The organism is Bradyrhizobium sp. th-b2 (assembly GCF_000426785.1).
Classification (GTDB): Bacteria; Pseudomonadota; Alphaproteobacteria; order Rhizobiales; family Xanthobacteraceae; genus Bradyrhizobium; species Bradyrhizobium septentrionale.
In genome coordinates, this window is the sequence record NZ_AUGA01000041.1 from 1 (window position 1) to 25,700 (window position 25,700).

Here is a 25,700-nt window from a genome sequence, read left to right on the forward strand (position 1 = left end):
TACGCGGACGGCCCGACGGCAAGATACGTGACGCATATGTTCGATATGCGCTGCCAAGAGAATGGCATCGAACATCGGCTGACCAAGATCAAGCATCCCTGGACCAATGGGCAGGTCGAGCGCATGAACCGCACGATCAAGGAAGCGACCGTCCAACGCTATCATTACGATCGACACGATCAGCTCGAAGCACACCTTGCTGACTTCATTAACGCATACAACTACGCTCGGCGGCTGAAGACCCTGAAGGGCCTCACGCCCTACGAATATATCTGCAAAGCCTGGACAAAGGAGCCCGAACGATTCACCCTCAATCCGCTCCAGCAAATGCCGGGACTAAACACCTAGGGCGCCGACTGGCGCCGTCTCCCCAATATTGACGGGAACTGTTTTGCCGGAACCGCGTTCCCTTGCGGGGCTCGACCGGCAGGCGATCAATGAAAACCGCAGCTACGTCCGCGGCCATGCTGCTGTTTGCCTCGTCCATGGCAACCGCAGAGAGTGGCCTTGCGTCCTATTATCACGGCATCGGCAGGAGCGGCGAGATGACCTGTGCGCATCGCAAGCGGCCGTTCGGCAGCATGGTCACGGTGTCCTATCACGGGAAATCAATCCGGTGCCGCGTCAATGATCGCGGCCCGTTCATTCGCGGACGGATCATCGACGTTTCGACCACGGCGGCCCGCGCGCTTGGCATCCTTCAGCTGGGCGTCGCGCATGTGGTGATCGAATAGGGCGCGCCCGAAGGCGGGATCAGGGCTTGGAAGCCCGCTGCTCGGCGATCGCCTTCCTGAGCGTGCGCGACAGCGCCTCGACCGAATAGGGCTTCTGGATCAGCTCGAAGCCGCTATGCGCGTTCTCGGCGAGCACGTTGCTGTAGCCGCTGGTCAGCACCACCGGCAGGCCGGGAAAGCGGTGACGGATCACGCCTGCGAGCTCGACGCCGTTCATACCGGGCATGATCACGTCGGAGAACACGAGGTCAGCGGCGAACTCGTTCTCCGACAGGATCGCGAGTGCCGCGTTGGCATTGGCGGCGCGCTTGACCGAATAGCCGAGATCCTCGAGCAGCTCGGTGGAGAACTGGCCGACATCATCATTGTCCTCCACCACGAGAACGCGATAGCCGCGGCCGATCGAGGTCTGCTCGGTGCCCGCGCTGGCTGCGACCTTGGTGTCGGCCGGGCGCATCGCCTGCGGCAGATAGATGGTGAAGATCGCGCCGTGCCCGGGCGTAGAGGTGACTTCGATGTCGCCGTCGGATTGCTTGACGAAGCCGAAGGCCTGGCTCAATCCGAGGCCCGTTCCCTTGCCGACCTCCTTGGTCGTGAAGAACGGTTCGAAGATCGCGTCGAGATTTTCCGGCGAGATGCCGGTGCCGGTATCCTGGATCGAGACCGTCACGAAATCGCCGCTGCGCGAGGCCTGGCCGCGCAGGGCAGGGATGCTGTTGGCCTTCCTGACTCTGATCGTCATCAGGCCTTCGCCGTTCATCGCGTCGCGGCCGTTGACCGCAAGATTGATCAACGCAGTCTCGAACTGGCCGATATCGGCGATCGCAAAGCAGTCGGGATCGTCGATCCTGATCTCGATGTGGATCCGTCCGCCGACCAGCGGGCGGATCAGCTGGGTCACGCTGTCGACCTGGGTGCCGACATTGAACACTTCGGGATTGAGCGGCTGCCGGCGCGCAAACGCCAATAGCTGGGCGGTCAGCTTGGACGCCCGCTCCACGGTCTCGGCGATCGCGTCGATATAGCGGCGGCGGCGTTCATCCGGCAGCTCGCGGCGGCGCAGGAAGTCGGTCGCCGAGCGAATGATGGTGAGCAGATTGTTGAAGTCGTGCGCGACGCCGCCGGTGAGCTGGCCGACGGCCTCCATCTTCTGCGACTGTCGCAGCGCTTCCTCGCCGCGGCGCCGTTCGGTGATGTCGACCGCCTCCGGCACCGCGCCGACGATCGTGCCGTGCTGGTCCTGCAGCGGCCGCATCGCGAAATCGAAATAGCGCTCGCCCGCCGGCAGGCGCAGTAGCAGCTCGATCTTGACCTCCTCGCCGCGCATTGCGGTCGCGAAGGCATTCTGGATCAGGCGCGGCATGCCGTCGGTCGCGGCGAACCACGGCGTGTCCCAGAACGGCTTGCCGACGACATCGGCGGCATCGGTACCGATGCCGGCGAGCGCAGTCTGGTTGGTGTAGAGCAGGACGCCATCCCGGTTCAGCAGCATCTGGTATTGATGGCTGGTTTCCAGGATCGCGCGGGTCTGGGCTTCGCGGGATTCGAGCTGCGCGGTGCGCTCGAGGATGCGCCGCTCCAGCGACTCGTTGAGCTTGCGCAGCTCGATCTCGGCTTCCTTGGCGGCCGTGATGTCGTGGGCGACGCCGATGAAGCCGATATGCTTGCCGGTCGGGTCCCAGCGCGGTTGCGATTCCGAACGCAGCCAGCGCCAGTCGCCGGCCGCATTGCGGTAGCGCGCCTCGAGCACGAACGGCTTGAGCGAGAGCTCGCCGGTGATCTGCTCTTGCAGGATATTCGGCAGATCATCCGGATGCAGCGCCTTGCGCCAGTCGAACACGACCGCTTCCTCGAATGGCAGGCCGAGGAAATCGAGATAGGCCTGGTTGGCGAAGGAGCGGGTGCGGTCGAGCTTCGTCACCCAGATCGGGACCGGCGCGCTGTCGGCGATCAGGCGGAAGCGTTCCTCGCTCTCGCGCAGGGTCTCCTGCGCCAGCATCTGATCGGTGACGTCGAGATCGGCGCCGACCAGCCGCAGCGCTCGGCCGTTGCGGTCGCGTTCGATCTTGGCGACGACGCGGATCCAGCGGCTCTCGCCGTCGTTCGGGCGGATGATGCGGTATTCGGCCGTGTAGTCCTCGCCGCCGGCCTTGAGCACGCCGAACAGATGCTGGATGGTGCGCTCGCGGTCCTCGGGATGAATGCGCGCGACCCAGTTCTCATAGGTCTCGTTGACCTCTTCGGGCGGCAGCCCGTGCACCAGGAGATATTCGGGAGAGCGGCGGTTGCGCACGCCGTCGCGGAAATCGATCTCGAGCCCGCCGACCCGGGCAATGCGCTGGATCCGCGCCAGCTCGGCCTCGCGCTCCTGGAGCTCGCGATGGGCACGATCGCGTTCGCGCGCGATCTCCTCAAGGTGCTGCCGCAGCCGTTCGGCTGCCGCAGTTTCGGGGAGCACATCAGCGGGATCGGGTGGGGTCATACGCGCCGGCAACCTCTTGGCGCATTTTCACACAGGACAAGGCGGCTTTGCCAGCGTGATTTATCGCGGTCACTTGCTCTTCACTTGGTCTTGGCTTGGTCTTTGGGCGGACGGCAATTATAGGCCCTGCGGAACCCGGCGGCCTGGGCATCCTCCTCGGAGCAGAACCAGCGATCCGGATTGTCGAGGCCGGGGTAACTGCGGCACGCCTGCAGGTGATAGATGCCGACATTGCCGGTGACGCGGGCGCGCACGGCGTACTTGCCCTTGATGTTGCAGCTTGCCGGCATCGGCAGGTCATCGGGGAAGAGCGCATCGCGGATCTGCTTGTCGCGGTCGGCCGGACAGGCGTTGCCGAGCAGGGCGCCGTCCTTCTTGCCGGTCCGGAAATCGCGCGGCGCCACGAAGCAGCCCTTCCAGAGCCCGGCACGATTGTCCCTCGCGGTCGCTTCATCCGGCTTGAATCGGCCAGTGGCCGACGTCTCGACATTGAGCGCGTAGCCCTTCTGGACGAGCAGCTCGCTTAGGCTGGTCGGGTCGCCCTCGATCTTGCAGACGCCGAGGCGGCGCTTCTTGAAGGTGGGGTCGACGCCGATATCGTCGCAATGAATCGGCTTGCCGCCGATCAGCTTGGTGAGCTGGTCGCGCGCCTCGATCCCGCAGCTCCAGACATCGGCATGCTCGTCGATGCAGAGCTGATCGGCGGCCGGCGCGTCGATGCCGTCGAGCCGATAGGTCGTGTTGCCGAGCTGAATGGCGCCGGCATCCTTGATGACCGCTGAGGCGGCGAGGGCGGGGGTTGCAGACAGGCAGGGCGTCGCAGACAGGCCGAGCGTCGCAGACAGGCTGGTCAGGAGAAGCGTCGTGGCGACCGGATTTCGAAACCGCATCATTCTCACTTCAGGGCTTGGGCGTCAGGTTTTGGACGTCAGGGCTTGGGCGTCAGATCTTGATGGCAGGTCTTGGGGCGGGCAGCCGAACTTCTAGCACAGGCCGGCGCGATCCAACCAAGGCCCGTTCGAGAGCGGGCCCGTTCGTGCGAGCCGCGTGCGCGGTGGCATCCGATCAAAGATCCGATTGACTTGATGAGAACAAAATAGGAACATGTTGCGCCAACTGAATCCCGGATACCTCATGATGTCTGCACGGCCCGAATCTGACGACGATGACGGGCTGGAAGCGGCTGTCGATCAGGCCATCTCGGCTTGCGGCGGCAATTTGCGCGCAACCATCCGGGCGCTGATCGTTGCCAATGAATTCCTGGAGAACGAGGTCAGCGAGCTGATGAAAGCCGTGGCGAAGGCGCATTCGCGCGGCCGCTTCAAGACCTATTCGGGCTGAAATACCCCTCAGGCTACCGCCAAGGACTGGCCAAGGACTGGCCAAGCACCGGGCGGGGTCTGCATTAGACCGTTGCCTCCGGGGCAATTTGCTGTACGACGGAGTGGCCAATCGCCCGTGCCGGATTGCGCGGGGAGGATCCTACCCAATAGACAAATTCAAGTCGAAAAAAGCCCAAGCAAGAAGAGCATGTTCAAACGAATCCTGATCGCAAATCGCGGCGAGATCGCCTGCCGGGTCATCAAGACTGCGCGCCGTATGGGGATCGAGACGGTTGCCGTCTATTCCGAGGCCGACCGCGACGCGCTGCATGTCGAGATGGCCGACGAAGCCGTGCTGATCGGCCCGCCCGCCGCGGCCGAGAGCTATCTTTTGATCGACAAGATCGTCGAGGCCTGCCGCAAGACGGGCGCTGAGGCCGTGCATCCCGGCTACGGCTTCCTGTCCGAGCGCGAGGCATTTCCGCGCGCGCTGGAAGCTGCCGGCATCGTGTTCATCGGCCCGAATCCCGGCGCGATCGCCGCGATGGGCGACAAGATCGAATCCAAGAAGGCCGCGGCCAAGGCCAAGGTCTCGACCGTGCCGGGTCATCTCGGCGTCATCGAGGACGACAAGCACGCCGTCCAGATCGCCGACGAGATCGGCTATCCCGTGATGATCAAGGCGTCCGCCGGCGGCGGCGGCAAGGGCATGCGCATCGCGCATTCCAAATCGGAGGTCGCCGAAGGCTTCAACCTCGCCAAGGCGGAGGCGGAGTCGTCGTTCGGTGACGACCGCGTCTTCATCGAGAAGTTCATCACCGATCCCAGGCACATCGAGATCCAGGTGCTCGGCGACAAGCATGGCAACGTGATCTATCTCGGCGAGCGCGAGTGCTCGATCCAGCGCCGCAACCAGAAGGTCATCGAGGAGGCGCCGTCGCCGCTGCTCGACGAGCAGACCCGCCGCAAGATGGGCGAGCAGGCGGTCGCGCTGGCCAAGGCGGTGAACTACGATTCGGCCGGCACCGTGGAATTCGTCGCCGGCCAGGACAAGAGCTTCTATTTCCTGGAGATGAACACCCGCCTGCAGGTCGAGCATCCCGTCACCGAACTGATCACCGGCATCGACCTCGTCGAGCAGATGATCCGCGTCGCGGCCGGCGAGAAGCTCGCGCTCGCGCAGAAGGACGTGACGCTGACCGGCTGGGCGGTGGAGTCCCGCGTCTACGCCGAAGATCCGTTCCGCAACTTCCTGCCGTCGATCGGCCGCTTGGTGAAATACCGTCCGCCGGCCGAGGCCAGCCATGACGGCATCACCATCCGCAACGACACCGGCGTCCAGGAAGGCGGCGAGATCTCGATCCACTACGATCCGATGATCGCCAAGCTCGTCACCCACGCCCCGTCGCGCGCGGCCGCGATCGAGGCGCAGGCGACCGCGCTCGATGCGTTCTACGTCGACGGCATCAGGCACAACATTCCGTTCCTGTCGGCCTTGATGAACCACCCGCGCTGGCGCGAGGGCCGGCTCTCGACCGGGTTCATCGCCGAGGAATTCCCGAAGGGGTTTTCGGCGCGCGCGCCCGAGGGTGAGATCGCGCGGCGGCTGGCCGCGGTCGGTGCTGCGATCGATCACGTGCTGGGCGAACGCAAGCGGCAGATTTCCGGCCAGATGGGTGGCCGCGTGGTGCAGCGTGAGCGCCGCCGCGCGGTGTGGCTCGACCGCGCCGAGATCGCGCTCGACGTCGCGCGCGAGGATGACGCCATCGCGGTGCGCTTCATCGGCGCCGACGGCCTGCCGGGCAATCCGCACAACCTCGTGTCGAGCTGGGCGCCGGGCGAGCCGGTCTGGCAAGGCACCATCGACGGCAATTTTGTCGCCTTGCAGGTGCGGGCCATCAACAACGGCTTCCGGCTCGCGCATCAGGGCTATGAGGTGCCGGTCTACGTCTTCACCGAGACCGAGGCGACGTCGGCGCGGCTGATGCCGGTGACCTCGGCGGCCGACACCGGCAAGAAGCTGCTGTGCCCGATGCCCGGTCTCGTGGTGTCGATCGCGGTGGCCGAGGGCCAGGAGGTCAAGGCCGGCGAGACGCTGGCGGTCGTGGAAGCCATGAAGATGCAGAACGTGCTGCGCGCCGAGCGCGACGGCACGGTCAAGAAGATCCACGCCGCCGCCGGCGCCACGCTCGCGGTCGATGCGCTGATCCTGGAGTTCGCTTAGCAAGAGCAACTGCCTCGTCATTGCGAGCGCAGCGAAGCAATCCATTTCTCCTCACAAACAAGAATGGATTGCTTCGTCGCTTTGCTCCTCGCAATGACGTGGATGGAGAAAACACCATGGCCTTCCGCAAATGCCGCGAAGCACTGCGATCGATTCTGAGTGGGTCAACCTGCATTCGCCCGGGCTCGGTCTATGACGCGACCTCGATCCGGATTGCCGAGGATCTCGGGTTCGAACTCGGCATGTTCGGTGGCTCGGTCGCCTCGCTCGCCGTGCTCGGCGATCCCGATATCGCGCTGATCACGCTGACCGAGTTCGCCGAGCAGATACGCCGGATGTCGCGTGCTTCGAGCCTGCCGGTGCTTGTCGATGCCGACCACGGCTACGGCAATGCGCTCAATGTCCGCCGCACGGTCCGGGAAGTGGAAACCGCAGGTGCCGCCGGCCTCACCATCGAGGACACGCTGCTGCCGCAGGCGTTCGGCCAGGCCAAGACGCAGCTGATCTCGCTCGAGGAAGGCGTCGGCAAGATGAAGGCCGCGCTCGACGGCCGCAGCGATCCGTCGCTCGTGATCCTCGGCCGGACCGGCGCCGTCTCGATCGCTGGTCTCGACGATGCGATTGCACGCGCCAGGGCCTATGAGGCGGTCGGCGTCGACGGCCTGTTCTTCACCGGCATCAAGTCGCGCGGCGAACTGGAGGCGCTTTCGGCCGCGACGACGTTGCCGATCGTGCTCGGCGGCGCGCCGGAGGAGATGACCGCGCTGGATTATCTGACCAGTCAGCGTGTCAGGATCGCGCTGCAGGGCCATGCGCCGTTCGCCGCCGCTACCCAGGCCGTCTACGAGACGCTGAAGGCGCTGCGCGAAGGCACCTCGCCGAAGAACCTCAAAGGCATCGCCTCTCCCGAACTGACCGGCCGCGTGATGCGCGAGGCGGAGACCAAGGCGCGCAGCGGCGAGTTCCTCGGTCTGAAGAAATGAGCGGCGTGATCCGCCACGTCACCATCAGCGGCCGTGTCCAGGGCGTCGGCTACCGCGCCTGGGTCGACGAGCAGGCGACTTCGCGCGGCCTCGAAGGCTGGGTCCGCAACCGCCGCGACGGCGGCGTCGAGGCGGTGTTTGCCGGAGCTGACGACGTCGTCACCGACATGATCGCAGCATGTAACCGCGGTCCGTTCTCTGCGCGCGTCGATGCCGTGCAGGCTACGGCGGTCAATCCCGATCTTTTGAACCAGCGCCGGGCAGGGGAGCGGTTCTCGGTCCTGCCGACGGTCTGAAGCACGTTGTTACGCGACGGCTGAAATCACCAGCGCCTGAATGCGGCCTTCGATCGCGCCCTTGCCGAAGCGGTGCGCGAGCGCTGCTGCGGCGTGCTCGGTCGCAGCATCAAGGCCGATCCCGCCGCGCGCCTCGATCTCGCCGCGCAAGGGCGAACCCTGGCAAAAACCGATCGCCGGATCGCGAGGCGCATTCGCCCGGCTTTGCTTCCGGACGGTATCGATCTCGATCTTGCTGAAGCCCGCGGCCGCAAGATCTGCCCGGATCGGGTCGACCGCATAGTGCCCATGAGGCGTGCGTGCCAGGAATCGCGGCGGATCGGCTGGAAAGACCTCCGCCAATGCCTGGGTCACCACGTCGGCAAACTCGTTGTCTTCGATGCGATCCCAGATGTTGAACAGGAAGCGGCCGCCCGGCTTCAGGACACGACGCGCCTCCGAGTAACCCTTGGGCTTGTCGGGGAAGAACATCGCGCCGAACTGGCAGGCGACGACATCGAAGCTCGCATTGTCGAACGGCAGGTTGAGGGCGTCGGCCGGCCGCCACCTGATATCGGTCGCGTCCGGCATCCGCGATTTCGCCCGTTCGAGCATCGGTTCATTCAGGTCGGTCGCTGTGATCCTCGTGGCGCGGCCGAGCGCCGACGACAGTGCGCGGGTGACGGCGCCGGTGCCCGCGGCCGTCTCGAGCAGTTCGTGCGGGCCAAGAGCCTTCGCGCGTTGAGCCAAATCGCGCGCATAGGGTTCAAAGATCATCGGCACCAGCAGCCGGTCGTAAAGCTCTGGAATGGACCCGACGAACTCCTCGTCTGACGCTGGCATCGGCGATCTCCCTGGCGGCCGTGAAGCCGGCTCACATCGAGAGCCCGGTCTACGGCCCAAAATGGTCCACCCCGATCAGCTTGGCCGAAGACCTCGGCAACCACAAAGGAAAACGCGTCACCCACGATCAAGTGCACTCACCGGTGCGTCACACAGGGTGGCCTTCCGGGTCGCGCGCCCCCCTCACGAGCGGCGCCGGCGGCTCTTGACTTCCGCTCCGAATGGTCTGATATTTCTGTCATGACAGAAATAACCGCCAAGAAAAAACTGCCTGCCGTCGTCGAGCGCTTCATCCTGCATTGGGGCGACATGGGCGACGAATGGGGCGTCAACCGTTCGGTCAGCCAGATCCACGGGCTGCTCTATCTTGCCGAAGCGCCGATGACCGCGGAGGACATCGCCGACACCCTCGGCATGGCGCGCTCCAACGTCTCCAATTCGATCAAGGAGCTGTTGTCCTGGGGCTTGATCCGGCGGGTGCCGATCCTCGGCGACCGTCGCGACCACTTCGAGGCCGAGGCCGATATCTGGGAGGTCGCGGCCAAGATCGCGGCCGGGCGCAAGGAGCGCGAGATCGATCCCGCGCTGGCGGCGCTGCGCGCCTGCGTCTCCGACGCGGCCGACGATCCCGCCATCAGTCCGCTCGCCAGCAAGCGGCTGAAGGAGATGCTGACATTCACCGAGCTCGTCGACCGCTGGTACACGCAAATGCTGAACGTGCCGCGGCCGCGGCTGGTCGCGCTGATCAGGCTCGGCGAGAAGATCGTAAGTTTCCTGCCCACAGGCAGGGCCAAATAGAGGCGGCGGCGTAACGGGAGTGTGCGATGGCGTCAGCAAGGATATCCAGCCTCAAGACATCGCCGGTCCCGGATACAAAACTGCTCGACGACCATCGCTTCCGCGCATTGCTGCCGGATGAGGATTGGGGCCGCCTGCCGGTTGCGATCTGGCGGCGTTTTTCGAAACGCTTCGAGGACGGCAACACCGTCGTCTATGTCGGCGAGGTCGAGGAAGCCTCGAGCAGCCGCGCCGGCTGGTGGCTGGCACAGGTCGCACGGCTGATCGGCGGTCCGCTTCCAACCGGCACCGAGACCGGCGTGCCGATGATCGTCACGGTCACCGAGGATGCGGCAAGCGGCGGCCAGATCTGGACCCGCATCTGCGCGCGCCGCGACGGCTTCCCGCAGGTGATTCATTCCGCCAAGCGTTTTGCCGGTCCGACCGGCCTCGAGGAGTATGTCGGCTTCGGCGTCAGCATGGCGCTGCGGATCGCGGTCGAGCACGAGGCGCTAGTGTTTCGCAGCGTCGGCTATTCGCTGCAGTTCGGCCCGTTTCGCCTGCAGCTGCCCGAATGGCTCACGCCCGGCGCTCTCACCGTGACCCATTCCGATCTCGGCTGCGGCGACTTCCGCTTCACGCTCGAGATCATCCACCCGCGTTTGGGCCGGCTGATCCGTCAGTCCGCCGTGTTCAGGGAGGCCTCGTCATGACGCCGCTGCTTTGGACGCTCGTCGCCATCCAGATCGCGATGGGGGCGTTCGACACCTTCTATCACCACGAATTCACCGAGCGGCTGGCCTGGCGTCCGTCGCAGCGCCATGAGCTGCAGCTGCACAGTGTGCGGAACATGCTCTACGCGCTGCTGTTCCTGGTGCTCGGCTGGCTCGAGGTGCACGGCATTTTTGCGATCGCCGTCATGGCCGTGCTGGTCGTCGAGGTCGTCATCACGCTGATGGACTTCGTCGAGGAGGATCTGAGCCGAAAGCTGCCGCCGAGCGAACGGATCAACCATACGCTGCTGGCGATCAATTATGGCGCGATCCTGGTGCTGCTGGTGCCGGTCCTGATCGGCTGGGCAATGCTGCCGACGGCCGTCGCGCCAGCCTCTGCGGGTCTGCTCAGTCTGTTCGCGACGGCCGTAGCCTTCGGCGCTGCGCTGTTCGGTGCGCGAGACTTCGCCGCGGCAAGACGCCTCGGACGGATGGCCAGCGTGCCGGCCACGACGCTGGTTGAGAAATTGCCGGCGCGGCAGACCGTGCTCGTCACCGGCGCGACCGGCTTCATCGGCAGCCGCCTGGTCGCAAGCCTCACCGCGTCAGGCCATCAGGTCATCGCGCTGATCCGCAACCCCGCGAAGGCCGAGATGCTGGCGCCGCCGGTGACGCTGATCACGAGCCTCGACCAGTTGCCTTCCGACTCAGGGATCGACGCCATCGTCAATCTCGCGGGCGAACCGATCGGCAATGGCCTGTGGACCGAGGCCAAGCGGCGGAAGATCCTCGCCTCGCGGATCGACATGACGGCGGAGGTCGTCAGGCTGATCGCGCGCCTCGAGCGCAAGCCGTCGGTGCTGGTGAGCGGCTCGGCGATCGGCTGGTACGGGCTCTGGCAGGACCAGGTGCTGACGGAATCGGCGAAATCCCACGCCTGCTTCAGTCACGAGCTGTGCGAAGCGTGGGAGAATGCGGCCAGGCCTGCTGCCGATCACGGCGTGCGTGTGGCTTATTTGCGGATCGGTCTCGTGGTCGGCACCGACGGCGGCTTCATCACGCGGATGCTGACGCCGTTCGAGTTCGGTCTCGGCGGTCCGCTCGGCTCGGGCAAGCAGTGGATGTCGTGGATCGAGCGCGACGATCTGGTGCGCCTGATCGCGCATGTGATCGCGAGGCCCGAACTGTCCGGCCCTGTCAACGCGACCGCGCCGATCCCGGTGACCAACACGAAATTCACCGAGGAGCTGGGGCGCCGCCTGCACCGGCCCGCGATCTTCCGTGTCCCTGCCGCGCTGCTCCGCGCAGTCGGTGGCGATTTTGCCGATGAGCTGCTGCTCGGCGGCCAGCGGGTGCTGCCGAACAAGGCGTTGAGCAACGGTTTTGTGTTCCGGCACGAAACCTTGCGTAGCGCGTTCGATGCGATCCTGTGAGGAGGGCGGCATGTCAAGCAGCTGTTCCCATGCTTTCGGAGGTTGGTTCGCCGGATGCGGAGCCGCAACTGCGGTTCTCTCTGGCGTTGCCCAGACCCTCCTGATGGTCGCATCCGGCGGCGACATCATCAGGCTGCTGGGAGGCGTCATCGCGCTTCTGCTTCCCTCATTCCTGGTTTTCGTCATCACATGCCTGCTGACCGCGATTCCCGCAGCGATCGCGATCTGGCTTAGCGAAGAGCTCCGGATCCGATCCGCAGGGTTCTTCGCCGGCGCAGGCGCTGCGATCGGCGCGCTCAGCATCACGGTGCTGCTGCGGTCTCCGGCCGTCTGGACATCAGGACTCGTCTGTCTGTTCGTCGCAGCCGGATTCGTTGCGGGTCTGACCTACTGGTTTGTCGTGCGAGAGCTGGAAGCCGCCGAGCATTCTTCGTGATGCCGCAGAGCAGTGCCCGCACTACGCTGCAGACGCCACGCTGCGGAGCGTCGCGGCCAGGGTCCGCAATGCGGCCAACTTGGCGGGGTCGCTGACCTTCGAATGCAGCATCACTTTTGACATGCCGAGCCGCGGCAATCTGTGCGCAGGTCCGATGTCGATCAGGCCCGGCGGCGCGATCCGGCGGACGAGCGGCGCGACCGCAAGCCCTGCGAGTGCGGCGGCTACCACCGCGGTGACACCGCCGCCGACGAAGCCCTCGGTCCACGCGATGCCGGCCTTGTCCAGCGCCCGGACCGCCAAGGCGCGTACCCCGCAAGGCGGCGCGAGCGTCGCCAGCGGCAAGGCTTCGCCGCGCGGCCACACGAAGCGCTTGGTGGCGAACCAGCCGAATTCGTCCTCGGTCAATTTCTCGCCACCGCGCCGGCTGCCTTCCTGGCGCACGATCACAGCATCGAGCTCGCCGGCATCGTAGGCGTCGAGCATTTCGCGTGAGAAGCCGATGGTCACGGCGAGGGCGAGCTGCGAGGCCATTGCGTGCAGCCGCTCCAGCAGCGGCACCAGCTCCGGACCTGCGGCGTGGTCGCTGATCCCGAGCGTGAGCTGCTGCCGTGTTGGTTTTTCGCCGGAGAGTGCACGGTCATGTACCTCGATCAGCGCGCGGGCATGATGCAGGAAGGCGGCGCCGTCGGCGGTCAGCCGCACCGCGCGCGGCGAGCGTTCGACCAGCCGCTTGCCGAGCAGCGTTTCGAGCCGCTGCAACTTCATGCTGATCGCCGCCTGGGTGGTGCCGAGCGCCTCGGCGGCGCGGGTAAAGCCCTGCAGTTCGGCGACGAGGAGAAAGGCCTGCACGGTATCGATATCGAGCGTCGTCATTGATGATCAACAATCGTTATCATTGCTATCCATCTAGATAAGATACCAAGATGATGGCGAAAGGTCTAGCTAGGGGAGGCGCGGTTGACCCGCGCCAACCGAATTCAAGGAGACCGATCATGCCGCTCATCACCGTCACCTATGCGACCTCGCGCGAGAGGCCGTCGCTGAAGTCCGATATCGCCGCTGCGGTGTCAGACCTGACCGCAGGGATCCTGCACAAGGATCCGAAGGTCACCGCCATCATCGTGAAGTCGGCCGATGCCGCCGACTGGTTCGCGGGTGGCAAGTCGCTCGCCGAGCAGGGGCTCGCGAGCTACTGGCTCGACATCCACGTTACGGAGGGCACCAACACCAAGGACGAGAAGGCGGCCTATCTCGCCGCGCTGTTCAGCCGGATGGGCGAACTGCTCGGCCCGCTCCACACCGAGAGCTACGCCCATGTCGACGAGGTGAAGGGCGATGCCTACGGCTTCGGCGGCCTGACCCAGGAGCGCCGCTACATTGCCGGCAAGCTCGAGGTCGCGCCGCAGCAAGCAGCGGCATGATTGCCAGTTGTCCGGCTGGCGCGCGCCTCAAGGACACTGCCCGCCGATTGTGCTCTCGATCGTGCCGGTCCAGGCGGCATAGCCATCTGCGCTGAGATGGATGCCGTCCTCGACCTGGGGGCTCGCCTGCGTCTGCAACGTGCCGACATCGATGAGCGGGATCGAACGATCACGGGCGGTCTGCCGTATCACCCGGTCGATGTCGGCGAAGCGCGACCGGTCGATGGCATTTGCCAGCACGCCCGATCCGGCAATCGGTGCCAGCGACACGAGGAAGACCTTGGCGCCATGCGCGCCGGCCCGCTGTACGATCTCCTGATAGGACTCGGCAAAGGGACGCCGGTCGACCACGAGGCTGTCATTGACGCCGACCGAGATCACGACAATGCCCGGGGAAAATTTGATGCGCTCGAACTCCTTGACCAGTTGAAGCACGCCGCTAGCGATCGCACCGGCATAACCCGCGTTGAAGACGGGTCGTCCGCAGATCGCAGGCGAAAAGCTGGCGCTTTCGACCAGGCTGTCGCCGACGAAAGCGACCGGCTTTTCGCTGCCATGACGCGTCATGAAATCCTGCACGCGCTGCAGTGTTGCGTTCTGTCGAAGTTTTTCGACCGGAGTGTCCAGCAGGCGATAGACCAGGCTTGCGGAGGCCAGAACGATCAACGCGACCAGGAACCACTTGCGCATCAGGTCACAGCGCCGTCGCTTCCGGCAGGCGCGCCGCGCTGTCGCCGAACACCTCGGAAAAGGTGTGCCGGAGCGCGATGTCGACATCGGCCATCGTGACCGGCAGCCCGAGATCGACCAGCGAGGTGACGCCGTAACGTGGGTCGACCACGCCGCAGGGCACGATCGCCTGGAAGTGCGAGAGCTCCGGCTCGACATTGATCGCGATGCCGTGGAATGAGACCCAGCGGCGCAGCCGGACGCCGATCGCGGCGATCTTGTCCTCAAAGCCCGGTCCCTTGTCCGGGCGCCGTACCCAGACCCCGACGCGGTCTTCGCGGCGCTCGCCGCGGACGTTGAAGGCGGCGAGCGTGCGGATGATCCATTCCTCCAGCGAGGCGACATAGGCGCGCACGTCCGGCCGGCGCCGCTTGAGGTCGAGCATCACATAGGCAACGCGCTGGCCCGGGCCGTGATAGGTGACCTGGCCGCCGCGGCCGCTCTGGAAGGTCGGAAAGCGCGGAGCGAGCAGGTCATCGGCCTTGCCGCTGGTACCGGAGGTGTAGAGCGGCGGGTGCTCGAGCAGCCACACCAGCTCGGCTGCCTCGCCGGCCGCGATCGCCGCCACCCTTGCGTCCATCGTCGCGAGGGAATCGGGGTAGGGCACCGGGCCGTCCGAAATCCGCCATTCGACCGCGCCGCCGCCCGAAGGGCGCGCAAAGGTCGTCAAATCGAGGCTTTGGCGGTCGTTAACCATTAGCTAACCCTAACGTGGTCAGGTGAATGCACAATTTAGTTCCGGTTCGGCGGTTCATAAGTGCCCACCCTCGATAAAGTCAGCGTAGATCTCATGGTGGTCCTCGGCACGACCACCATGCCGATTCATCAGGTCATGCGGCTGTCCCGCGGCGCCATCATCGAACTGGATGCCACCGAGGCCGACGAGGTCAAGATCCTCGCCAACAACCTGCCGGTGGCCAGCGGCGTGGTGCTGGTCGACCGCAACAGGATTGCGGTCGAGGTCAAGCAAATGCTGCCGAAATCTCCCGGAGTTCGCAGTTAATTCTCGCATTTAGCGCCTTGTCCCTGCATGCATGATTTGTTACATCGCCCCGTCGATGCGGCGGCGCCTTAGGGTTCCATCCGACATCCTTAGCGCTCGTGGCGGAATTGGTAGACGCGCTGCCTTGAGGTGGCAGTGGGTAACACCGTGGGGGTTCGAGTCCCTCCGAGCGCACCACACCTCAGCTGATCCTTGAAATCGCTGGATTTTTCGATGAGGGACTGCACGCCGGCGATGCCGGCGTGGCGTCCGGATCGGGAGCCGGCCGGTGATGCGGAGGTGCCGGCCGACGGGATCCTGTAACACCGCGCGGGTAGTTTCGCGGGTGCGCGGCCGTAAAGCCTGCCCCACCCGGAGCGCCTGATGATCTTTGCTAGCTACGCCTACCGTGTCCTCTCCAATTTCGTGTTCCTGGGGCTGGTCTATTTCACGCTGAACTTGCTCGACAAGTACGAGCAGCGCGCGACGGTCGCGATCCTGATTCTGGTCTATGCGGCGATGCATGCATTCTCGGGCCTGCGCTCGTTCACCTTCTTCCAGCGCATCGAGCGCCTCGAAGGCGAGACGCGGCGGCTGGCAGCGGCGGCCGGCGAGGGGCCCAATGCGACCGCCTCGCGCCGGCAGATCGTCGCCGGTGTCACCGAGCTCAGGCATGCCGGCGAGATCAAATCCTATATCGACATCTTCTTCCTGGCGCTGGTGATCCTGCTCTGCGTCGCCAAGATCGTCGCCAGTTAGTTCCTCAGTCGGCCACGCGCTTGCCGGCCGACGCTTCGGCGCGTGGGTTGCGTTTGGCGAGGCGGACCGAGGCATTGCTCGCAGCCGGCGGCGCGGCGTGTCCGGGCGCGGCGTGGGCTCTGCCGTGAGCCGCAGCGGGAGGTTGATGCGCGGCCTGCTTCGGATGCCTGGCCTGGCGCGCGGAGATCGCCTGCGCGCGCGGTCCGACGGCGCCCGGGGCAATTGTCGGACGTTGCGCGATCCGGCGACTGGCCGCCGATCGCGTCGCGAGCAGGGTCAGGTCCAGCGCTTCGGGAACACGAAACACGTCGGACGAGGGAATCGGCAATGTCGAGACCGCCGCCAGCTGCGCGAGCTGCGGCTGCGGCCACAGCGTGCGGACAGGCCCCGCTATTCGGCTGCGCTGCGCGTGATCGAGGATGTCGGCGTCGCGCCAGTCCATGTCTGCAAAGACAGGTGCAGGCAGCGTCCGGGTCGCCGTGAACACGAAGTTCGGAATTTTCGGCCAGCGCGTGATCGCCACCGTCTCGGTCGGCGGATGCATGAACCATTGCTGCGGCTCGGTCGGTGTCGCCGGGCGGTCCGCCGTTGCAGGGACCACATGAACGATGCGGTAGCCGCGCTCCTTCAGCGTGTTGAGGATTCGCGGCAGCGCTGCCACCGTGCGCGGCTGGATATCGTGCAGCAGCAGGATGCCCTTGTGCTTGGCCTCGATGCGCTGGATCGCAAGATCATAGACCCGCTGCGGCGAGACGTGGCGCCAGTCGTCAGCCGGGAAGTCGGCGCTCCACACCTGGATGCCCTGCGAGGCCAGGTAGGCTTCCGGGATCTCGGCGCGCATCAGGCCGGGAATCCGGAAGAATGGCGCGAGCTTGCTCTTGTCGCCGTTGAGCGCGGCCAGGGTCGAGGCGATGCCGTCGTCGACCTCCTGCTTCACCTTTTCGAGCGGCATCTTGTTCATCGTCAGAGGATGGTTCTGGCTGTGCGTGCCGACGGTATGTCCGGCCGCGATCAGCTTGCGCACGCCCTCCGGATTGAACCGGGCCTGAGAGCCGATGGTGAAGAAGGTCGCCTTGACGCACTGGCTGGCGAGGATCGCCAGCACCTGGTTGCTGTATTTCGGCAGCGGGCCGTCGTCGAAGGTCAGCACCACCTCGTGATCGGCGAGCGGCAGTGTCTCCGGATACTGCATGGTGCCGATCCGCGGATGCTCCATGGGATCGACGACGAGGGTTCGCGAGGTGCCGAGTGCGTTGGGGTTACCCGGGCAATCCGCAGCGCGAACGGCCTGCGGCGCCATGAAGCAGCAGCCGAGCAGCGCCGCGCCGATCACGGTCCGCGACCGCTTCCGGATAGTCACCAGGACGTTCGCAATCATCAAATTCGGCCGCATTCCAAACGCACTGACGAATCCTTAGGTATGGCGCCATGAACGCCGCCTTAACGGTCTGTAATCCAGTTCTGGTTCCGGGTTCAATGTGACCGGTCGGACACGGTCTTCATCGCCGCCGGGACGATGTGGACGACGTGATAATTATGCTCACGCAGATACCTTAAAAAGGCCGGCAGCATCTCGGCTGTTCGCATTTGCGCGTCATGCAGCAGGATAATGCCCTTGCGGTGGCCTTCGAGCCGCCCGGTAAGCAGCTTGAGTTCCTCCTCGGGCGACATCTTGACCCAGTCGCTGGCCCAGAAATCGGCTCCGAACACCGCGATACCGCGCTTTTCCAGGTGATTCAGCAGGGTGGGCGTCGACTCGAAGTACGGGAACCGGAAGAACGGCGTGCTTGGGGTCGTGCTCTCGGTTCCGCGCAGGGCCTTGCCGACCGCTTCTATCCCCCGATTGATGTTCGCCTCGGCCTGGTCCAACGGGAGCTTGTTGAGATGCGGATGGTCCCAGGTGTGATAGCCGATGGTGTGGCCGAGGCGCGCGACCTTGCGGACCATATCGGGATGATCAGCCGCGTTGCGGCCGACCATGAAGAAGGTGGCACGCACGCATTCGCTCGCCAGCGCCGCCAGCACCTTGTCGGTGGTGCCCGGCGTCGGGCCGTCGTCGAAGGTCAGCACGATCTCGCCGTCGCGCAGCGGCAGGGTCTGCGGAAAGCTCTTCAGCCCGACGCGCGGATAGGTCGCAGGATCGACCTCGAGCACACGCGAGGTGCCGAGCGCGTCGTTGCGCTGGCACTCGGCGGCCTGCGCGGAGGCGATCAGCGCAGCCGGCGCGAGGGCGATCAGCGCCGCGACGACGTTCAGGATTGACCGTTGGCCGCTCGACATATTTCTAATTGCAATATTTCTCATTGCACTGGGCACCGCCGATTAGGTAATCCGTTCCGCACTCATCAGAGCAGTTTTTCCCCTCCTGTCAAACCGGCGAAACACGGCATGGCCGAGAATTTCGACGTTGCCGAACCCGCCGAGACCGACCCGCTGGCCCGGATGCCGATGCGGGACGAGGAGGGCGAGCTGCGCCCTGAATTCGTCGCGGAGGTCACCCGGGCCATTCACGCCGCGGACCGGCCGCTGCTGTGCGAGGTGGTCGCGGAACTGCACGAGGCCGATCTCGGCGACCTGATCGCGGCGCTGGAGCCGGACGACCGCGTCACCCTGGTCGAGATCACCGGCACGGATTTCGACTTCTCGGCGCTCAACGAGGTCGACGAGACGGTCCGCGAGGAGATCCTCGAGGAGCTCGAGCCGGAGACGGTGGCGGAGGGCGTCCGCGAACTCGAATCCGACGACGCCGTCGAGCTCCTGGAAAGCCTCGACGAGGAGGACCAGGAAGAGATCCTGGAGAAGCTGCCGGCGGCCGAGCGCGAGGACATCGAGCGCAGCCTGCTGTACCCGGAGAATTCCGCCGGCCGGCGGATGCAGACCGAGTTCATCGCGGTGCCGCCGGACTGGAATGTCGGGCAGGCGATCGACTACATGCGCGACACGCCCGATCTGCCGGACCGCTTCTACGAGATCTATGTCGTCGACGCCGACAAGCACTTGCTCGGCGCCGTGCCGCTCGACGTGCTGCTGCGCACCCGTCGCCCGGTCCCGGTCAAGGACCTGATCGACGAGGACCGTCGCCGCGTCTCCGCGCTGGAGGACCAGGAAGAGGTCGCGCGGATGTTCGGCAAGTACAATCTCGTCGCAGCTCCCGTGGTCGATACCGTCGACCGGCTGGTCGGCGTCATCACCATCGACGACGTCGTCGACGTGATCGAGGAGGAGGCCGACGAGGACCTCAAGGCGCTGGGCGGCGTCACCCATCCCGAAGAGCTGTCCGACACGGTCTGGACCATCGCGCGCGGCCGCTTCAACTGGCTGCTGGTCAATCTCGCCACTGCGTTCCTGGCCTCGTCGGTGCTCGGCCTGTTCGAGGGCCAGCTCGAGAAGATGGTGGCGCTCGCGGTGCTGGCGCCGATCGTGGCGAGCCAGGGCGGCAATGCCGCGACCCAGACCATGACGGTCGCGGTGCGCGCGCTTGCCACGCGCGAGCTCGGATCGGCGAACGCGATGCGTGTCGTCTTGCGCGAGACTATGGTCGGTCTCGTCAACGGCATCGCCTTTGCCGTGATCACCGGCATCGCCGCGGTGGCCTGGTTCAAGATCCCCGGTCTTGGCCTTGTGATCGGGCTTGCGATCATCTGCAACCTGGTCGCCGGCGCGCTCGGCGGCATCCTGATTCCGATCGTGCTGGATCGGGTGCGGGCCGACCCCGCGGTTGCCTCCGGCACCTTCGTCACGACCGTCACCGACGTGGTCGGCTTCTTCTCGTTCCTCGGCATCGCCACGCTGTGGTTCGGGCTGAAATAGGCCAGCGCCAGCCGGCTGGTTTATCGTTAATCGCGCCTTAACGGGGTTCGCGGATGATGCTTCCATCTCCAAGGGGCCATCACGGGGGCCATCATGCAGCGCTTGCGGCTCAAGGCGGACGGACGGATCGTCGAACTGCGCGACGGACAGGAAGTCCCGCTCGTGCCCGCACACCCGGCGGTGCCGACCATGTCGCCCGCAACCTCGCAACCGGCGGTGCGCGCCTTGGTCGTGCGTGATCTGCGCCGCCGCGCGCAACTGACCCAGCTCGAATTCGCCGCCAAGCTCGGCGTGCCCGTCGAAACCATCCGCAACTGGGAGCAGGGCAAGCGCGCCCCGCGCGGCCCCGCCCGCGCGCTGCTCGCCGTGATCGCCCATTCGCCGGAAACGGTGTTCGCGGCGCTGTCGAGCGAGCCGACGGCGGCTTGAACTGATACGGCGGGCTCCGTCCTCAACCAATTGATTGCGCATATGCGCCACAATTTCAGTGTCGTCCCGGCGAAGGCCGGGACCCATACGCCGCAGCAATTGTAGTGAACGGGACTCGTCGTTCCAGCGACGCTCAACAATAGACTTTTGTGGTTATGGATCCCGGCCTGCGCCGGGACGACATTGAGTGTGTTGCGCGAGTTGTGATTCACACATTCGCGTTCTCGCGACATGTTCTGTCCGAGCTTTGCTCTTCGTTCCGCCCTCATCTCACACAGAGGGCGCAGGGAAAGCCGGGTACCGATCGCACCCATGGGTCCGGTGCAACAAAAAGCACCGGAGGTAGGACCACAGGTGTAACCGGGAACTCCGGCTTTCCCTGCGCGATGGCTTACGGCTTATACGTGCTCGCCCCGGCGAGACCGGGCTTGCTTGTCACCGCCCTCGCAAAAACGCTTGCGCGCTTTACGAGAGGACACTGCCGCTAGGGCGTCAGGCCTGCACGACTTCGCCGTCCGCCTCTTGCGTCCTCGTCAGTTGCGCAATCGGCGTCCACCGCATCTCACCGCAACGTTCGTGACGATCGCGAGCGCCCCTCATCGGGTGAGACGGCGGCATTAGACCGGTGAGTTGGGGTCCGCGTCAAGAGCAAATTCGGAAAAACTGAAGACGCCTTCTCCGGGGCTTGACATCAGGCAACTCAGTAATTGGCAATTCGGCGGGACCGCACCCGGGGTGGAAGGAGCGTCCGTCGCTCTACACGTTGGTCGACGAGATGAAGCGCATCAATGTGCCGACGCTGATCATCACCGGCGACGCGGATTGGCCGTGCCTGCTGCCGGGCATCCTGATGAAGCAGAGCATCCCGTCGGCCGCGCTCGCGGTGATGCCGAATAGCGGCCACGCCATCAACATCGAGGAGCCCGACGAATACAACCGGATCGTCGGCGATCCTCTCGCAGGTCGAAAGCGGCCGTGGGCCGCAGCGCAATCCCCGAGCGTGAGTGCTTCGATCACGGGATGAAAGAGTAGGGCTATCAGTTCGGCAGCTCCGATGTTATTCCCCGTGAGGCGCAGCAAGTCTCGTGACACGGTTGGGCAGTGGACGATCTTCCGCTTACATGCGCGCCACGAGTTGCGTTCACGGAGCCAGAATGTGCAATCACCTTACGCTGGCATGACATTGAACGAACGGATCGTCGTTTCTGGCCGGTTGGCAGAATGGGACAAGGCAGTCCGTGCAGTTGATCAATCGAAAATGATCGAGATTCTGACCCACCTTGACCTGGAGAGTCAGGCGGAGTCGCTGGTCAATCAAATTCTGTCAAATCCAAAATTCTACGGATATGACGATATCAAGTAGTTAAAATGAATTGATCTGATGAGCGTGTTTTTGCGTGGCTGGCGCCACACGTCCGATTTACGTCTCCTGCGCATTGCTCATTGAGGGAGTTGGAGAAACTCCCGTAACACCATTGAAGGTTCCGTGATGGAGAATCTCCTGCGTCTTGATTCGATATCACCGGGTTTGGCCGGGTCCTTTCGGCGGGCGAATGACGACCAGCGACGACATGCGGCTTTGGCGACGTGTCTCGTTGCCGTTGCGCGAGCGGGATTGCAGGGGGACGAAGTGGACGCTGCCATTAATCTTCTTCGTCATGGCGGAAGCGCCCAGCCCGGTGTGCGGCAGAGGCTCGACTCCTTAACCGCGCGGTTTGACGAGCAATACTTCAAGCTCAGCGGGGAATCTGACGCCACGTCGTCACAGGCTTTACTCGTATTTCGCAAAGCGCGTGCGGCGGCAGCACTGGCATTTGCCCTCTCTCCCGACTCCAGACAGCTTCACGAGGCCATCTATGAAGCGATTATTGCGTCGGATGACCAGGCGGAAGCCATACGGGTAGCGGATGCGGCACTGAGAGCAAGATAGTAGGGTTGGGCTGCGCATAACGCCGACGCGCTTGCCGGCATCGCTTCAATGACATCGATTCAATATCCGTTCGCGCGCGCTGCAACCGCCGCGTGAATCGAACGCGCGACGATTATGTCGCGATGATGCGGCAATCGCAAAACCGACACAGAGCTGTTACGCGCGCTGGCTAATGTGTCGCACGTTGACGTCATAAATCCTTAAAAAATGGGGCAAGAAGTGAAGGCGAAATTCCTTTCAACGGTCGGATTCTGTGTGGTCGCCGCGGCGATCGCGAGCAGCGCTCCCGCCGCGCAGGATGATCACGACCGCGATCATCGTCATCCGCACGACATTCACACCGCCACGCCGATCAAGCATCTCGTGGTCATCTTCAACGAGAACCGCTCGTTCGATCATTACTTCGCGACCTACCCGAAGGCGACGAATCCGTCGGGCTCGATTCCCTTCGTTGCGAAGCCGCATACGCCGAAGGTGAACAATCTCGCCAACGCCAATCTGTTGACCAACAACCCGAACCTCAATCCGGCCAACGGCACCGGCGCGACCAATCCGTTCCGTCTCGACCGCACCCAGGCCAACACGCGCTCGCAGAACCACTCCTACACGCCCGAGCAGCAGGCGGTCGACAACGGCAAGGAAGATCTGTTTCCGGAATTCACCGGGCGCGGCACTGCCGGCGGCGTCGGCGCCTTCGGCACCAACGGGCAGGTGATGGGTTATTTCGACGGCAACACCGTCACCGCGTTCTGGAATTACGCCCAGAACTTCGCGATGAGCGACAATCACTGGACCGACACCTTTGGTCCGTCGACGCCCGGCGCGCTCGAGGTGGTTTCCGGCCAGACCAACGGTGCGCAGAACATCGTCGGCACGTCATCGTCGATCGCCGATGGCCAGGGCGGCCTGACGCTGATCGGTGATACCGATCCTGCCTACGACTCCTGCTCGAGCACGACCAGCCAGGTCTTGATGACCAGCAAGAACATCGGCGACCTGCTCAATGCCGAGCAGATCAGCTGGGGCAGCTTCATGGGCGGCTTCGACCTGACGCTCAAGAACACCAACGGCACCACCAACTGCGGCCGCAGCACCTTCTCGAGCAACGTCAACGGCACCATCGTGGACTACATCCCGCATCACGCCTGGTTCCAGTACTACAAGTCGACCGCCAACCCGACCCATGCGCGGCCGAGCTCGGTGAACGCCGTCGGCCACACCTACGTTCCTGGCAGCAAGACTGTCGATCCGGCCAATCACGCCTACGATCTCGACGACTTCTACGCCTCGGTGAAAGCCGGCAACTTCCCGGCCGTCTCCTACATCAAGATGCCGGCCTATCAGGACGGTCATCCCGGCAACTCCGATCCGCTCGACGAGCAGGCCGGCAATGTCGAGCTGATCAACTTCCTGCAGAAGCAGAAGGAGTGGGGCGAGACCGCGGTCATCATCACCTATGACGACTCCGACGGCTGGTACGACCACCAGTACGTTGCGCCGACCAGCGCCTCGTATGATCCGACCGCCGATCAAATCAACGGTCCCGGCCAGTGCGGCCGCGGTATCGGCAAGCAGACGCAGCCGAAGGGCCTCGACGGCAAGCCGGTGAACGGCCGCTGCGGGCCGGGCACGCGCGTTCCGTTCCTGGTGATCTCGCCCTTCGCCAAGAGGAACTTCGTCAGCCACACCCGCATCTCGCAGGCCTCCGTGGTTCGCTTCATCGAAGACAACTGGCTGCACGGCCAGCGTCTTGGCGGCGGCGCATTCGACGACAGCGTCGAATCGATCGCTGACATGTTTGACTTCGATCGCGGCCACGGCCAGGACCACGAGTACCGGCAGGACGCGCTGTTCCTCGATCCGACGGCCGGCACGGTCATCGTCAGCCCGCCGGATGATCACCATCATCACTAAAGCTCTTCGGTTCTGATCCAGTCAGAACCGAAGCTCTGCTTACGGTCTTGATGCGTTTTACTCGCGCGAACTGGTCCCCAGTTTGCGCGAAAGCGCCCTAACGACACTGGACCTGGTATGAACGGCCGCACTCTTTGGCTTCTCGGCGCTGGCCTGCTCTCCATGGCCGGCGCCGTTGCGGCAGTCGAGACCCAAGGACTCCCGGGGACAAATCCGAACCCGGTGCAGCTCAGGCGGCCGCCCGTCGCGCCGCTTTCTTCCATGGCGCAGCTCGGCCGCGAGATCTTCTACGACGCGTCGCTGTCGTCGTCGGGCGCGTTGTCCTGCGCCTCCTGCCACAGCCCCGACCACGCCTACGGGCCGCCCAATGACGGACCGGTGATGCTCGGCGGCCGCACGCTGCAGCGGCAGGGCGCGCGCGCCGTTCCGTCGCTGACCTATCTCGAACGTCACCCGAATTTCAGCATCGGCCCCGAGAAGGACGAAGACGACAACGTCGTCGACCTCGCGCAGATGGCAGCAATCGGCCAGCAAGCCGCGCGCGCGAAGAAGACCGCGACCGCGACCGCCGCGTCGGCGGCGAACATCGTGCCGCAGGGCGGCCTGTTCTGGGACGGCCGCGCCGACACGCTGCAGGATCAGGCGATCATGCCGCTGCTCGACCCCAATGAGATGGATGGCGGCAGCCTCGACATCGTGGCCGACAAGTTGCGCGGCGAGCCCTACGCCAAGCGCTTCGTCGAGTTGTTCGGCGCCGGCATCTTCGACAACAGGCGGCTCCTGGTCGCGGAGGCGATGTTCGCGGTGGCGCGCTATCAGGTGGAGGAGGTGAGCTTCCATCCCTACACCAGCAAGTTCGACTACTGGCTGGAGGGCAAGGCGCGGCTGAGCGAGACCGAGCTGCGCGGCCTGCAATTGTTCAACGATCCGGAAAAGGCCAATTGCGCCGGCTGCCATACCTCGGCGCCGACCCGTGACGGCCTGCCGCCGCTGTTCACCGACCATCAGTACGAGGCGCTCGGCGCGCCGCGCAATGCCGCGCTCGCAGGCAACGCCGATGCCAATTATTTCGATCTCGGGGTCTGCGGTCCGCAGCGCACCGACGTCGCTGAGCAGACGCAATATTGCGGGATGTTTCTGACGCCGACCTTGCGCAACACCGCAACGCGCCGCGCCTTCTTCCACAACGGTGTCTTTAGCAGCCTCGAGCAGGTGCTCGATTTCTATAATTTCCGCGATACCAATCCGGAGAAGGTGTATCCCCGTGCAGCCGACGGAACAGTACGCAAATACGACGACCTGCCGGGGAAATACCATGGCAATGTCGACGTCAGCGATCCGCCGTTCGAGCGCCATTTGGGCGACACGCCTGCGATGACGGCGCAGGAGGAAGCCGACGTCATCGCCTTCCTGAAGACGCTGACCGACGGCTATCAGGTGGAGCGGTAAGCCCGCCGCGACCGCCTGCGGAACCGATACGTGAGTTGGCAGGCTGTCGTCA

The 25,700-nt window shown here is 64.7% G+C and carries 28 protein-coding genes and 1 tRNA gene; 21 read left to right on the forward strand and 8 right to left on the reverse strand.

Annotated elements, in window-relative coordinates; all coding sequences use genetic code 11:
- Both K359_RS0133585 and K359_RS0133590 read left to right on the forward strand, forming a co-directional pair.
- On the forward strand, positions 1–348 hold a 348-nt coding region (locus K359_RS0133585; protein WP_029083243.1), incomplete at its 5' end, for an integrase core domain-containing protein.
- Positions 349–437: 89 nt separating this feature from the next.
- A complete protein-coding gene (locus tag K359_RS0133590) occupies positions 438–734 on the forward strand; it encodes a septal ring lytic transglycosylase RlpA family protein (RefSeq protein WP_029083244.1) in 297 nt (98 codons plus the stop codon).
- Between the two features lie 19 nt (positions 735–753).
- On the opposite strand, the gene K359_RS0133595 is transcribed toward K359_RS0133590, so the two are convergent.
- Both K359_RS0133595 and K359_RS0133600 read right to left on the reverse strand, forming a co-directional pair.
- Positions 754–3,216 carry a PAS domain-containing sensor histidine kinase gene (locus K359_RS0133595; protein WP_029083245.1) on the reverse strand — a complete coding sequence of 821 codons (2,463 nt, stop codon included), beginning with the start codon at positions 3,214–3,216 and terminating at the stop codon, positions 754–756.
- An 80-nt stretch (positions 3,217–3,296) separates the two neighbouring features.
- Complete coding sequence (locus K359_RS0133600; protein ID WP_029083246.1) at positions 3,297–4,106, reverse strand: thermonuclease family protein; 810 nt, start codon at positions 4,104–4,106, stop codon at positions 3,297–3,299.
- Positions 4,107–4,350: 244 nt separating this feature from the next.
- Between K359_RS0133600 and K359_RS0133605 the strand changes: the two genes are divergently transcribed.
- The 4 genes from K359_RS0133605 to K359_RS0133620 all read left to right on the forward strand — a co-directional run bounded on the left by K359_RS0133605 (position 4,351) and on the right by K359_RS0133620 (position 8,041).
- Positions 4,351–4,557 carry a hypothetical protein gene (locus K359_RS0133605; protein WP_016840474.1) on the forward strand — a complete coding sequence of 69 codons (207 nt, stop codon included), beginning with the start codon at positions 4,351–4,353 and terminating at the stop codon, positions 4,555–4,557.
- A gap of 189 nt (positions 4,558–4,746) precedes the next feature.
- Positions 4,747–6,762, forward strand: coding sequence for an acetyl/propionyl/methylcrotonyl-CoA carboxylase subunit alpha (locus tag K359_RS0133610; RefSeq protein WP_029083247.1), 2,016 nt, complete (start codon positions 4,747–4,749; stop codon positions 6,760–6,762).
- Positions 6,763–6,878: 116 nt separating this feature from the next.
- On the forward strand, positions 6,879–7,745 hold the full coding sequence (locus tag K359_RS0133615; protein ID WP_029083248.1) for an oxaloacetate decarboxylase: 867 nt from the start codon (positions 6,879–6,881) through the stop codon (positions 7,743–7,745).
- Positions 7,742–8,041: an acylphosphatase gene (locus tag K359_RS0133620; RefSeq protein ID WP_029083249.1), complete on the forward strand. Its 300-nt coding sequence runs from the start codon at positions 7,742–7,744 to the stop codon at positions 8,039–8,041. Before K359_RS0133615 ends, K359_RS0133620 begins: the two co-directional genes overlap by 4 nt.
- Before the next feature lie 9 nt (positions 8,042–8,050).
- Here the strand turns inward: K359_RS0133620 and K359_RS0133625 are convergent, their stop codons facing one another.
- Positions 8,051–8,863 carry a class I SAM-dependent methyltransferase gene (locus K359_RS0133625; protein WP_029083250.1) on the reverse strand — a complete coding sequence of 271 codons (813 nt, stop codon included), beginning with the start codon at positions 8,861–8,863 and terminating at the stop codon, positions 8,051–8,053.
- Between the two features lie 240 nt (positions 8,864–9,103).
- Here K359_RS0133625 and K359_RS0133630 point away from each other — a divergent pair, with 240 nt between their 5' ends.
- The 4 genes from K359_RS0133630 to K359_RS0133645 all read left to right on the forward strand — a co-directional run bounded on the left by K359_RS0133630 (position 9,104) and on the right by K359_RS0133645 (position 12,222).
- Positions 9,104–9,661, forward strand: coding sequence for a GbsR/MarR family transcriptional regulator (locus K359_RS0133630; protein WP_029083251.1), 558 nt, complete (start codon positions 9,104–9,106; stop codon positions 9,659–9,661).
- A 26-nt stretch (positions 9,662–9,687) separates the two neighbouring features.
- Positions 9,688–10,353: a DUF4166 domain-containing protein gene (locus K359_RS0133635; protein ID WP_029083252.1), complete on the forward strand. Its 666-nt coding sequence runs from the start codon at positions 9,688–9,690 to the stop codon at positions 10,351–10,353.
- Positions 10,350–11,786: a TIGR01777 family oxidoreductase gene (locus tag K359_RS0133640; RefSeq protein WP_029083253.1), complete on the forward strand. Its 1,437-nt coding sequence runs from the start codon at positions 10,350–10,352 to the stop codon at positions 11,784–11,786. The genes K359_RS0133635 and K359_RS0133640 overlap by 4 nt, the downstream gene beginning before the upstream one ends.
- 103 nt (positions 11,787–11,889) lie before the next feature.
- Positions 11,890–12,222, forward strand: coding sequence for a hypothetical protein (locus K359_RS0133645; protein WP_029083254.1), 333 nt, complete (start codon positions 11,890–11,892; stop codon positions 12,220–12,222).
- A gap of 21 nt (positions 12,223–12,243) precedes the next feature.
- Here the strand turns inward: K359_RS0133645 and K359_RS0133650 are convergent, their stop codons facing one another.
- The gene (locus K359_RS0133650; protein WP_029083255.1) at positions 12,244–13,098 is read right to left on the reverse strand and encodes a LysR family transcriptional regulator; all 855 of its coding nucleotides are present in this window, start codon (positions 13,096–13,098) and stop codon (positions 12,244–12,246) included.
- Between the two features lie 119 nt (positions 13,099–13,217).
- Here K359_RS0133650 and K359_RS0133655 point away from each other — a divergent pair, with 119 nt between their 5' ends.
- Positions 13,218–13,646: a 4-oxalocrotonate tautomerase family protein gene (locus tag K359_RS0133655; protein ID WP_029083256.1), complete on the forward strand. Its 429-nt coding sequence runs from the start codon at positions 13,218–13,220 to the stop codon at positions 13,644–13,646.
- A gap of 27 nt (positions 13,647–13,673) precedes the next feature.
- Here K359_RS0133655 and K359_RS0133660 read toward each other — a convergent pair whose 3' ends face one another.
- Entirely contained in the window at positions 13,674–14,336 is a 663-nt protein-coding gene (locus K359_RS0133660; RefSeq protein WP_029083257.1) for a GDSL-type esterase/lipase family protein, read from the reverse strand.
- Positions 14,337–14,340: 4 nt separating this feature from the next.
- Positions 14,341–15,072 carry a lipoyl(octanoyl) transferase LipB gene (lipB, locus tag K359_RS0133665; protein WP_029083258.1) on the reverse strand — a complete coding sequence of 244 codons (732 nt, stop codon included), beginning with the start codon at positions 15,070–15,072 and terminating at the stop codon, positions 14,341–14,343.
- A 60-nt stretch (positions 15,073–15,132) separates the two neighbouring features.
- On the opposite strand from lipB, the gene K359_RS0133670 reads away from it, so the two are divergent.
- From K359_RS0133670 to K359_RS0133685, 3 genes are all read left to right on the forward strand, one after another.
- Complete coding sequence (locus K359_RS0133670) at positions 15,133–15,378, forward strand: FliM/FliN family flagellar motor switch protein (protein ID WP_021080574.1); 246 nt, start codon at positions 15,133–15,135, stop codon at positions 15,376–15,378.
- Positions 15,379–15,470: 92 nt separating this feature from the next.
- Positions 15,471–15,555: transfer RNA gene (locus K359_RS0133675), tRNA-Leu, on the forward strand.
- 186 nt (positions 15,556–15,741) lie between these two features.
- Positions 15,742–16,116, forward strand: a complete 375-nt coding sequence (locus K359_RS0133685; RefSeq protein ID WP_029083259.1) for a hypothetical protein — start codon at positions 15,742–15,744, stop codon at positions 16,114–16,116.
- A 4-nt stretch (positions 16,117–16,120) separates the two neighbouring features.
- Here K359_RS0133685 and K359_RS0133690 read toward each other — a convergent pair whose 3' ends face one another.
- Together K359_RS0133690 and K359_RS0133695 are read right to left on the reverse strand one after the other, a co-directional pair.
- Positions 16,121–17,494: a polysaccharide deacetylase family protein gene (locus tag K359_RS0133690; protein ID WP_029083260.1), complete on the reverse strand. Its 1,374-nt coding sequence runs from the start codon at positions 17,492–17,494 to the stop codon at positions 16,121–16,123.
- 95 nt (positions 17,495–17,589) lie between these two features.
- Entirely contained in the window at positions 17,590–18,396 is an 807-nt protein-coding gene (locus K359_RS0133695) for a polysaccharide deacetylase family protein (protein ID WP_035977584.1), read from the reverse strand.
- A gap of 108 nt (positions 18,397–18,504) precedes the next feature.
- Here K359_RS0133695 and mgtE point away from each other — a divergent pair, with 108 nt between their 5' ends.
- The 7 genes from mgtE (at position 18,505) to K359_RS0133730 (ending at position 25,648) form a co-directional block, all read left to right on the forward strand.
- Positions 18,505–19,926: a magnesium transporter gene (mgtE, locus tag K359_RS0133700; RefSeq protein ID WP_029083262.1), complete on the forward strand. Its 1,422-nt coding sequence runs from the start codon at positions 18,505–18,507 to the stop codon at positions 19,924–19,926.
- Positions 19,927–20,019: 93 nt separating this feature from the next.
- Positions 20,020–20,355, forward strand: a complete 336-nt coding sequence (locus K359_RS0133705) for a DNA-binding transcriptional regulator (protein ID WP_029083263.1) — start codon at positions 20,020–20,022, stop codon at positions 20,353–20,355.
- A gap of 775 nt (positions 20,356–21,130) precedes the next feature.
- Complete coding sequence (locus tag K359_RS53715; protein ID WP_156928790.1) at positions 21,131–21,379, forward strand: alpha/beta fold hydrolase; 249 nt, start codon at positions 21,131–21,133, stop codon at positions 21,377–21,379.
- Positions 21,380–21,511: 132 nt separating this feature from the next.
- A complete protein-coding gene (locus tag K359_RS0133715) occupies positions 21,512–21,718 on the forward strand; it encodes a hypothetical protein (RefSeq protein WP_029083265.1) in 207 nt (68 codons plus the stop codon).
- Between the two features lie 126 nt (positions 21,719–21,844).
- On the forward strand, positions 21,845–22,285 hold the full coding sequence (locus tag K359_RS0133720; protein ID WP_029083266.1) for a hypothetical protein: 441 nt from the start codon (positions 21,845–21,847) through the stop codon (positions 22,283–22,285).
- A 219-nt stretch (positions 22,286–22,504) separates the two neighbouring features.
- A complete protein-coding gene (locus K359_RS0133725) occupies positions 22,505–24,199 on the forward strand; it encodes a phospholipase C (RefSeq protein ID WP_029083267.1) in 1,695 nt (564 codons plus the stop codon).
- 117 nt (positions 24,200–24,316) lie between these two features.
- Complete coding sequence (locus tag K359_RS0133730) at positions 24,317–25,648, forward strand: cytochrome-c peroxidase (protein ID WP_029083268.1); 1,332 nt, start codon at positions 24,317–24,319, stop codon at positions 25,646–25,648.
- The last annotated feature ends 52 nt before the right edge of the window (positions 25,649–25,700 follow it).

Coding starts and splice junctions, on each gene's coding strand:
- K359_RS0133590 (WP_029083244.1), top strand. CDS start 438: ATGAAAACCGCAGCTACGTCCGCGGCCATGCTGCTGTTTGCCTCGTCC.
- K359_RS0133595 (WP_029083245.1), bottom strand. CDS start 3,216: ATGACCCCACCCGATCCCGCTGATGTGCTCCCCGAAACTGCGGCAGCC.
- K359_RS0133600 (WP_029083246.1), bottom strand. CDS start 4,106: ATGCGGTTTCGAAATCCGGTCGCCACGACGCTTCTCCTGACCAGCCTG.
- K359_RS0133605 (WP_016840474.1), top strand. CDS start 4,351: ATGATGTCTGCACGGCCCGAATCTGACGACGATGACGGGCTGGAAGCG.
- K359_RS0133610 (WP_029083247.1), top strand. CDS start 4,747: ATGTTCAAACGAATCCTGATCGCAAATCGCGGCGAGATCGCCTGCCGG.
- K359_RS0133615 (WP_029083248.1), top strand. CDS start 6,879: ATGGCCTTCCGCAAATGCCGCGAAGCACTGCGATCGATTCTGAGTGGG.
- K359_RS0133620 (WP_029083249.1), top strand. CDS start 7,742: ATGAGCGGCGTGATCCGCCACGTCACCATCAGCGGCCGTGTCCAGGGC.
- K359_RS0133625 (WP_029083250.1), bottom strand. CDS start 8,863: ATGCCAGCGTCAGACGAGGAGTTCGTCGGGTCCATTCCAGAGCTTTAC.
- K359_RS0133630 (WP_029083251.1), top strand. CDS start 9,104: ATGACAGAAATAACCGCCAAGAAAAAACTGCCTGCCGTCGTCGAGCGC.
- K359_RS0133635 (WP_029083252.1), top strand. CDS start 9,688: ATGGCGTCAGCAAGGATATCCAGCCTCAAGACATCGCCGGTCCCGGAT.
- K359_RS0133640 (WP_029083253.1), top strand. CDS start 10,350: ATGACGCCGCTGCTTTGGACGCTCGTCGCCATCCAGATCGCGATGGGG.
- K359_RS0133645 (WP_029083254.1), top strand. CDS start 11,890: ATGGTCGCATCCGGCGGCGACATCATCAGGCTGCTGGGAGGCGTCATC.
- K359_RS0133650 (WP_029083255.1), bottom strand. CDS start 13,098: ATGACGACGCTCGATATCGATACCGTGCAGGCCTTTCTCCTCGTCGCC.
- K359_RS0133655 (WP_029083256.1), top strand. CDS start 13,218: ATGCCGCTCATCACCGTCACCTATGCGACCTCGCGCGAGAGGCCGTCG.
- K359_RS0133660 (WP_029083257.1), bottom strand. CDS start 14,336: ATGCGCAAGTGGTTCCTGGTCGCGTTGATCGTTCTGGCCTCCGCAAGC.
- lipB (WP_029083258.1), bottom strand. CDS start 15,072: ATGGTTAACGACCGCCAAAGCCTCGATTTGACGACCTTTGCGCGCCCT.
- K359_RS0133685 (WP_029083259.1), top strand. CDS start 15,742: ATGATCTTTGCTAGCTACGCCTACCGTGTCCTCTCCAATTTCGTGTTC.
- K359_RS0133690 (WP_029083260.1), bottom strand. CDS start 17,494: ATGATTGCGAACGTCCTGGTGACTATCCGGAAGCGGTCGCGGACCGTG.
- K359_RS0133695 (WP_035977584.1), bottom strand. CDS start 18,396: ATGTCGAGCGGCCAACGGTCAATCCTGAACGTCGTCGCGGCGCTGATC.
- mgtE (WP_029083262.1), top strand. CDS start 18,505: ATGGCCGAGAATTTCGACGTTGCCGAACCCGCCGAGACCGACCCGCTG.
- K359_RS0133705 (WP_029083263.1), top strand. CDS start 20,020: ATGCAGCGCTTGCGGCTCAAGGCGGACGGACGGATCGTCGAACTGCGC.
- K359_RS53715 (WP_156928790.1), top strand. CDS start 21,131: ATGAAGCGCATCAATGTGCCGACGCTGATCATCACCGGCGACGCGGAT.
- K359_RS0133720 (WP_029083266.1), top strand. CDS start 21,845: ATGGAGAATCTCCTGCGTCTTGATTCGATATCACCGGGTTTGGCCGGG.
- K359_RS0133730 (WP_029083268.1), top strand. CDS start 24,317: ATGAACGGCCGCACTCTTTGGCTTCTCGGCGCTGGCCTGCTCTCCATG.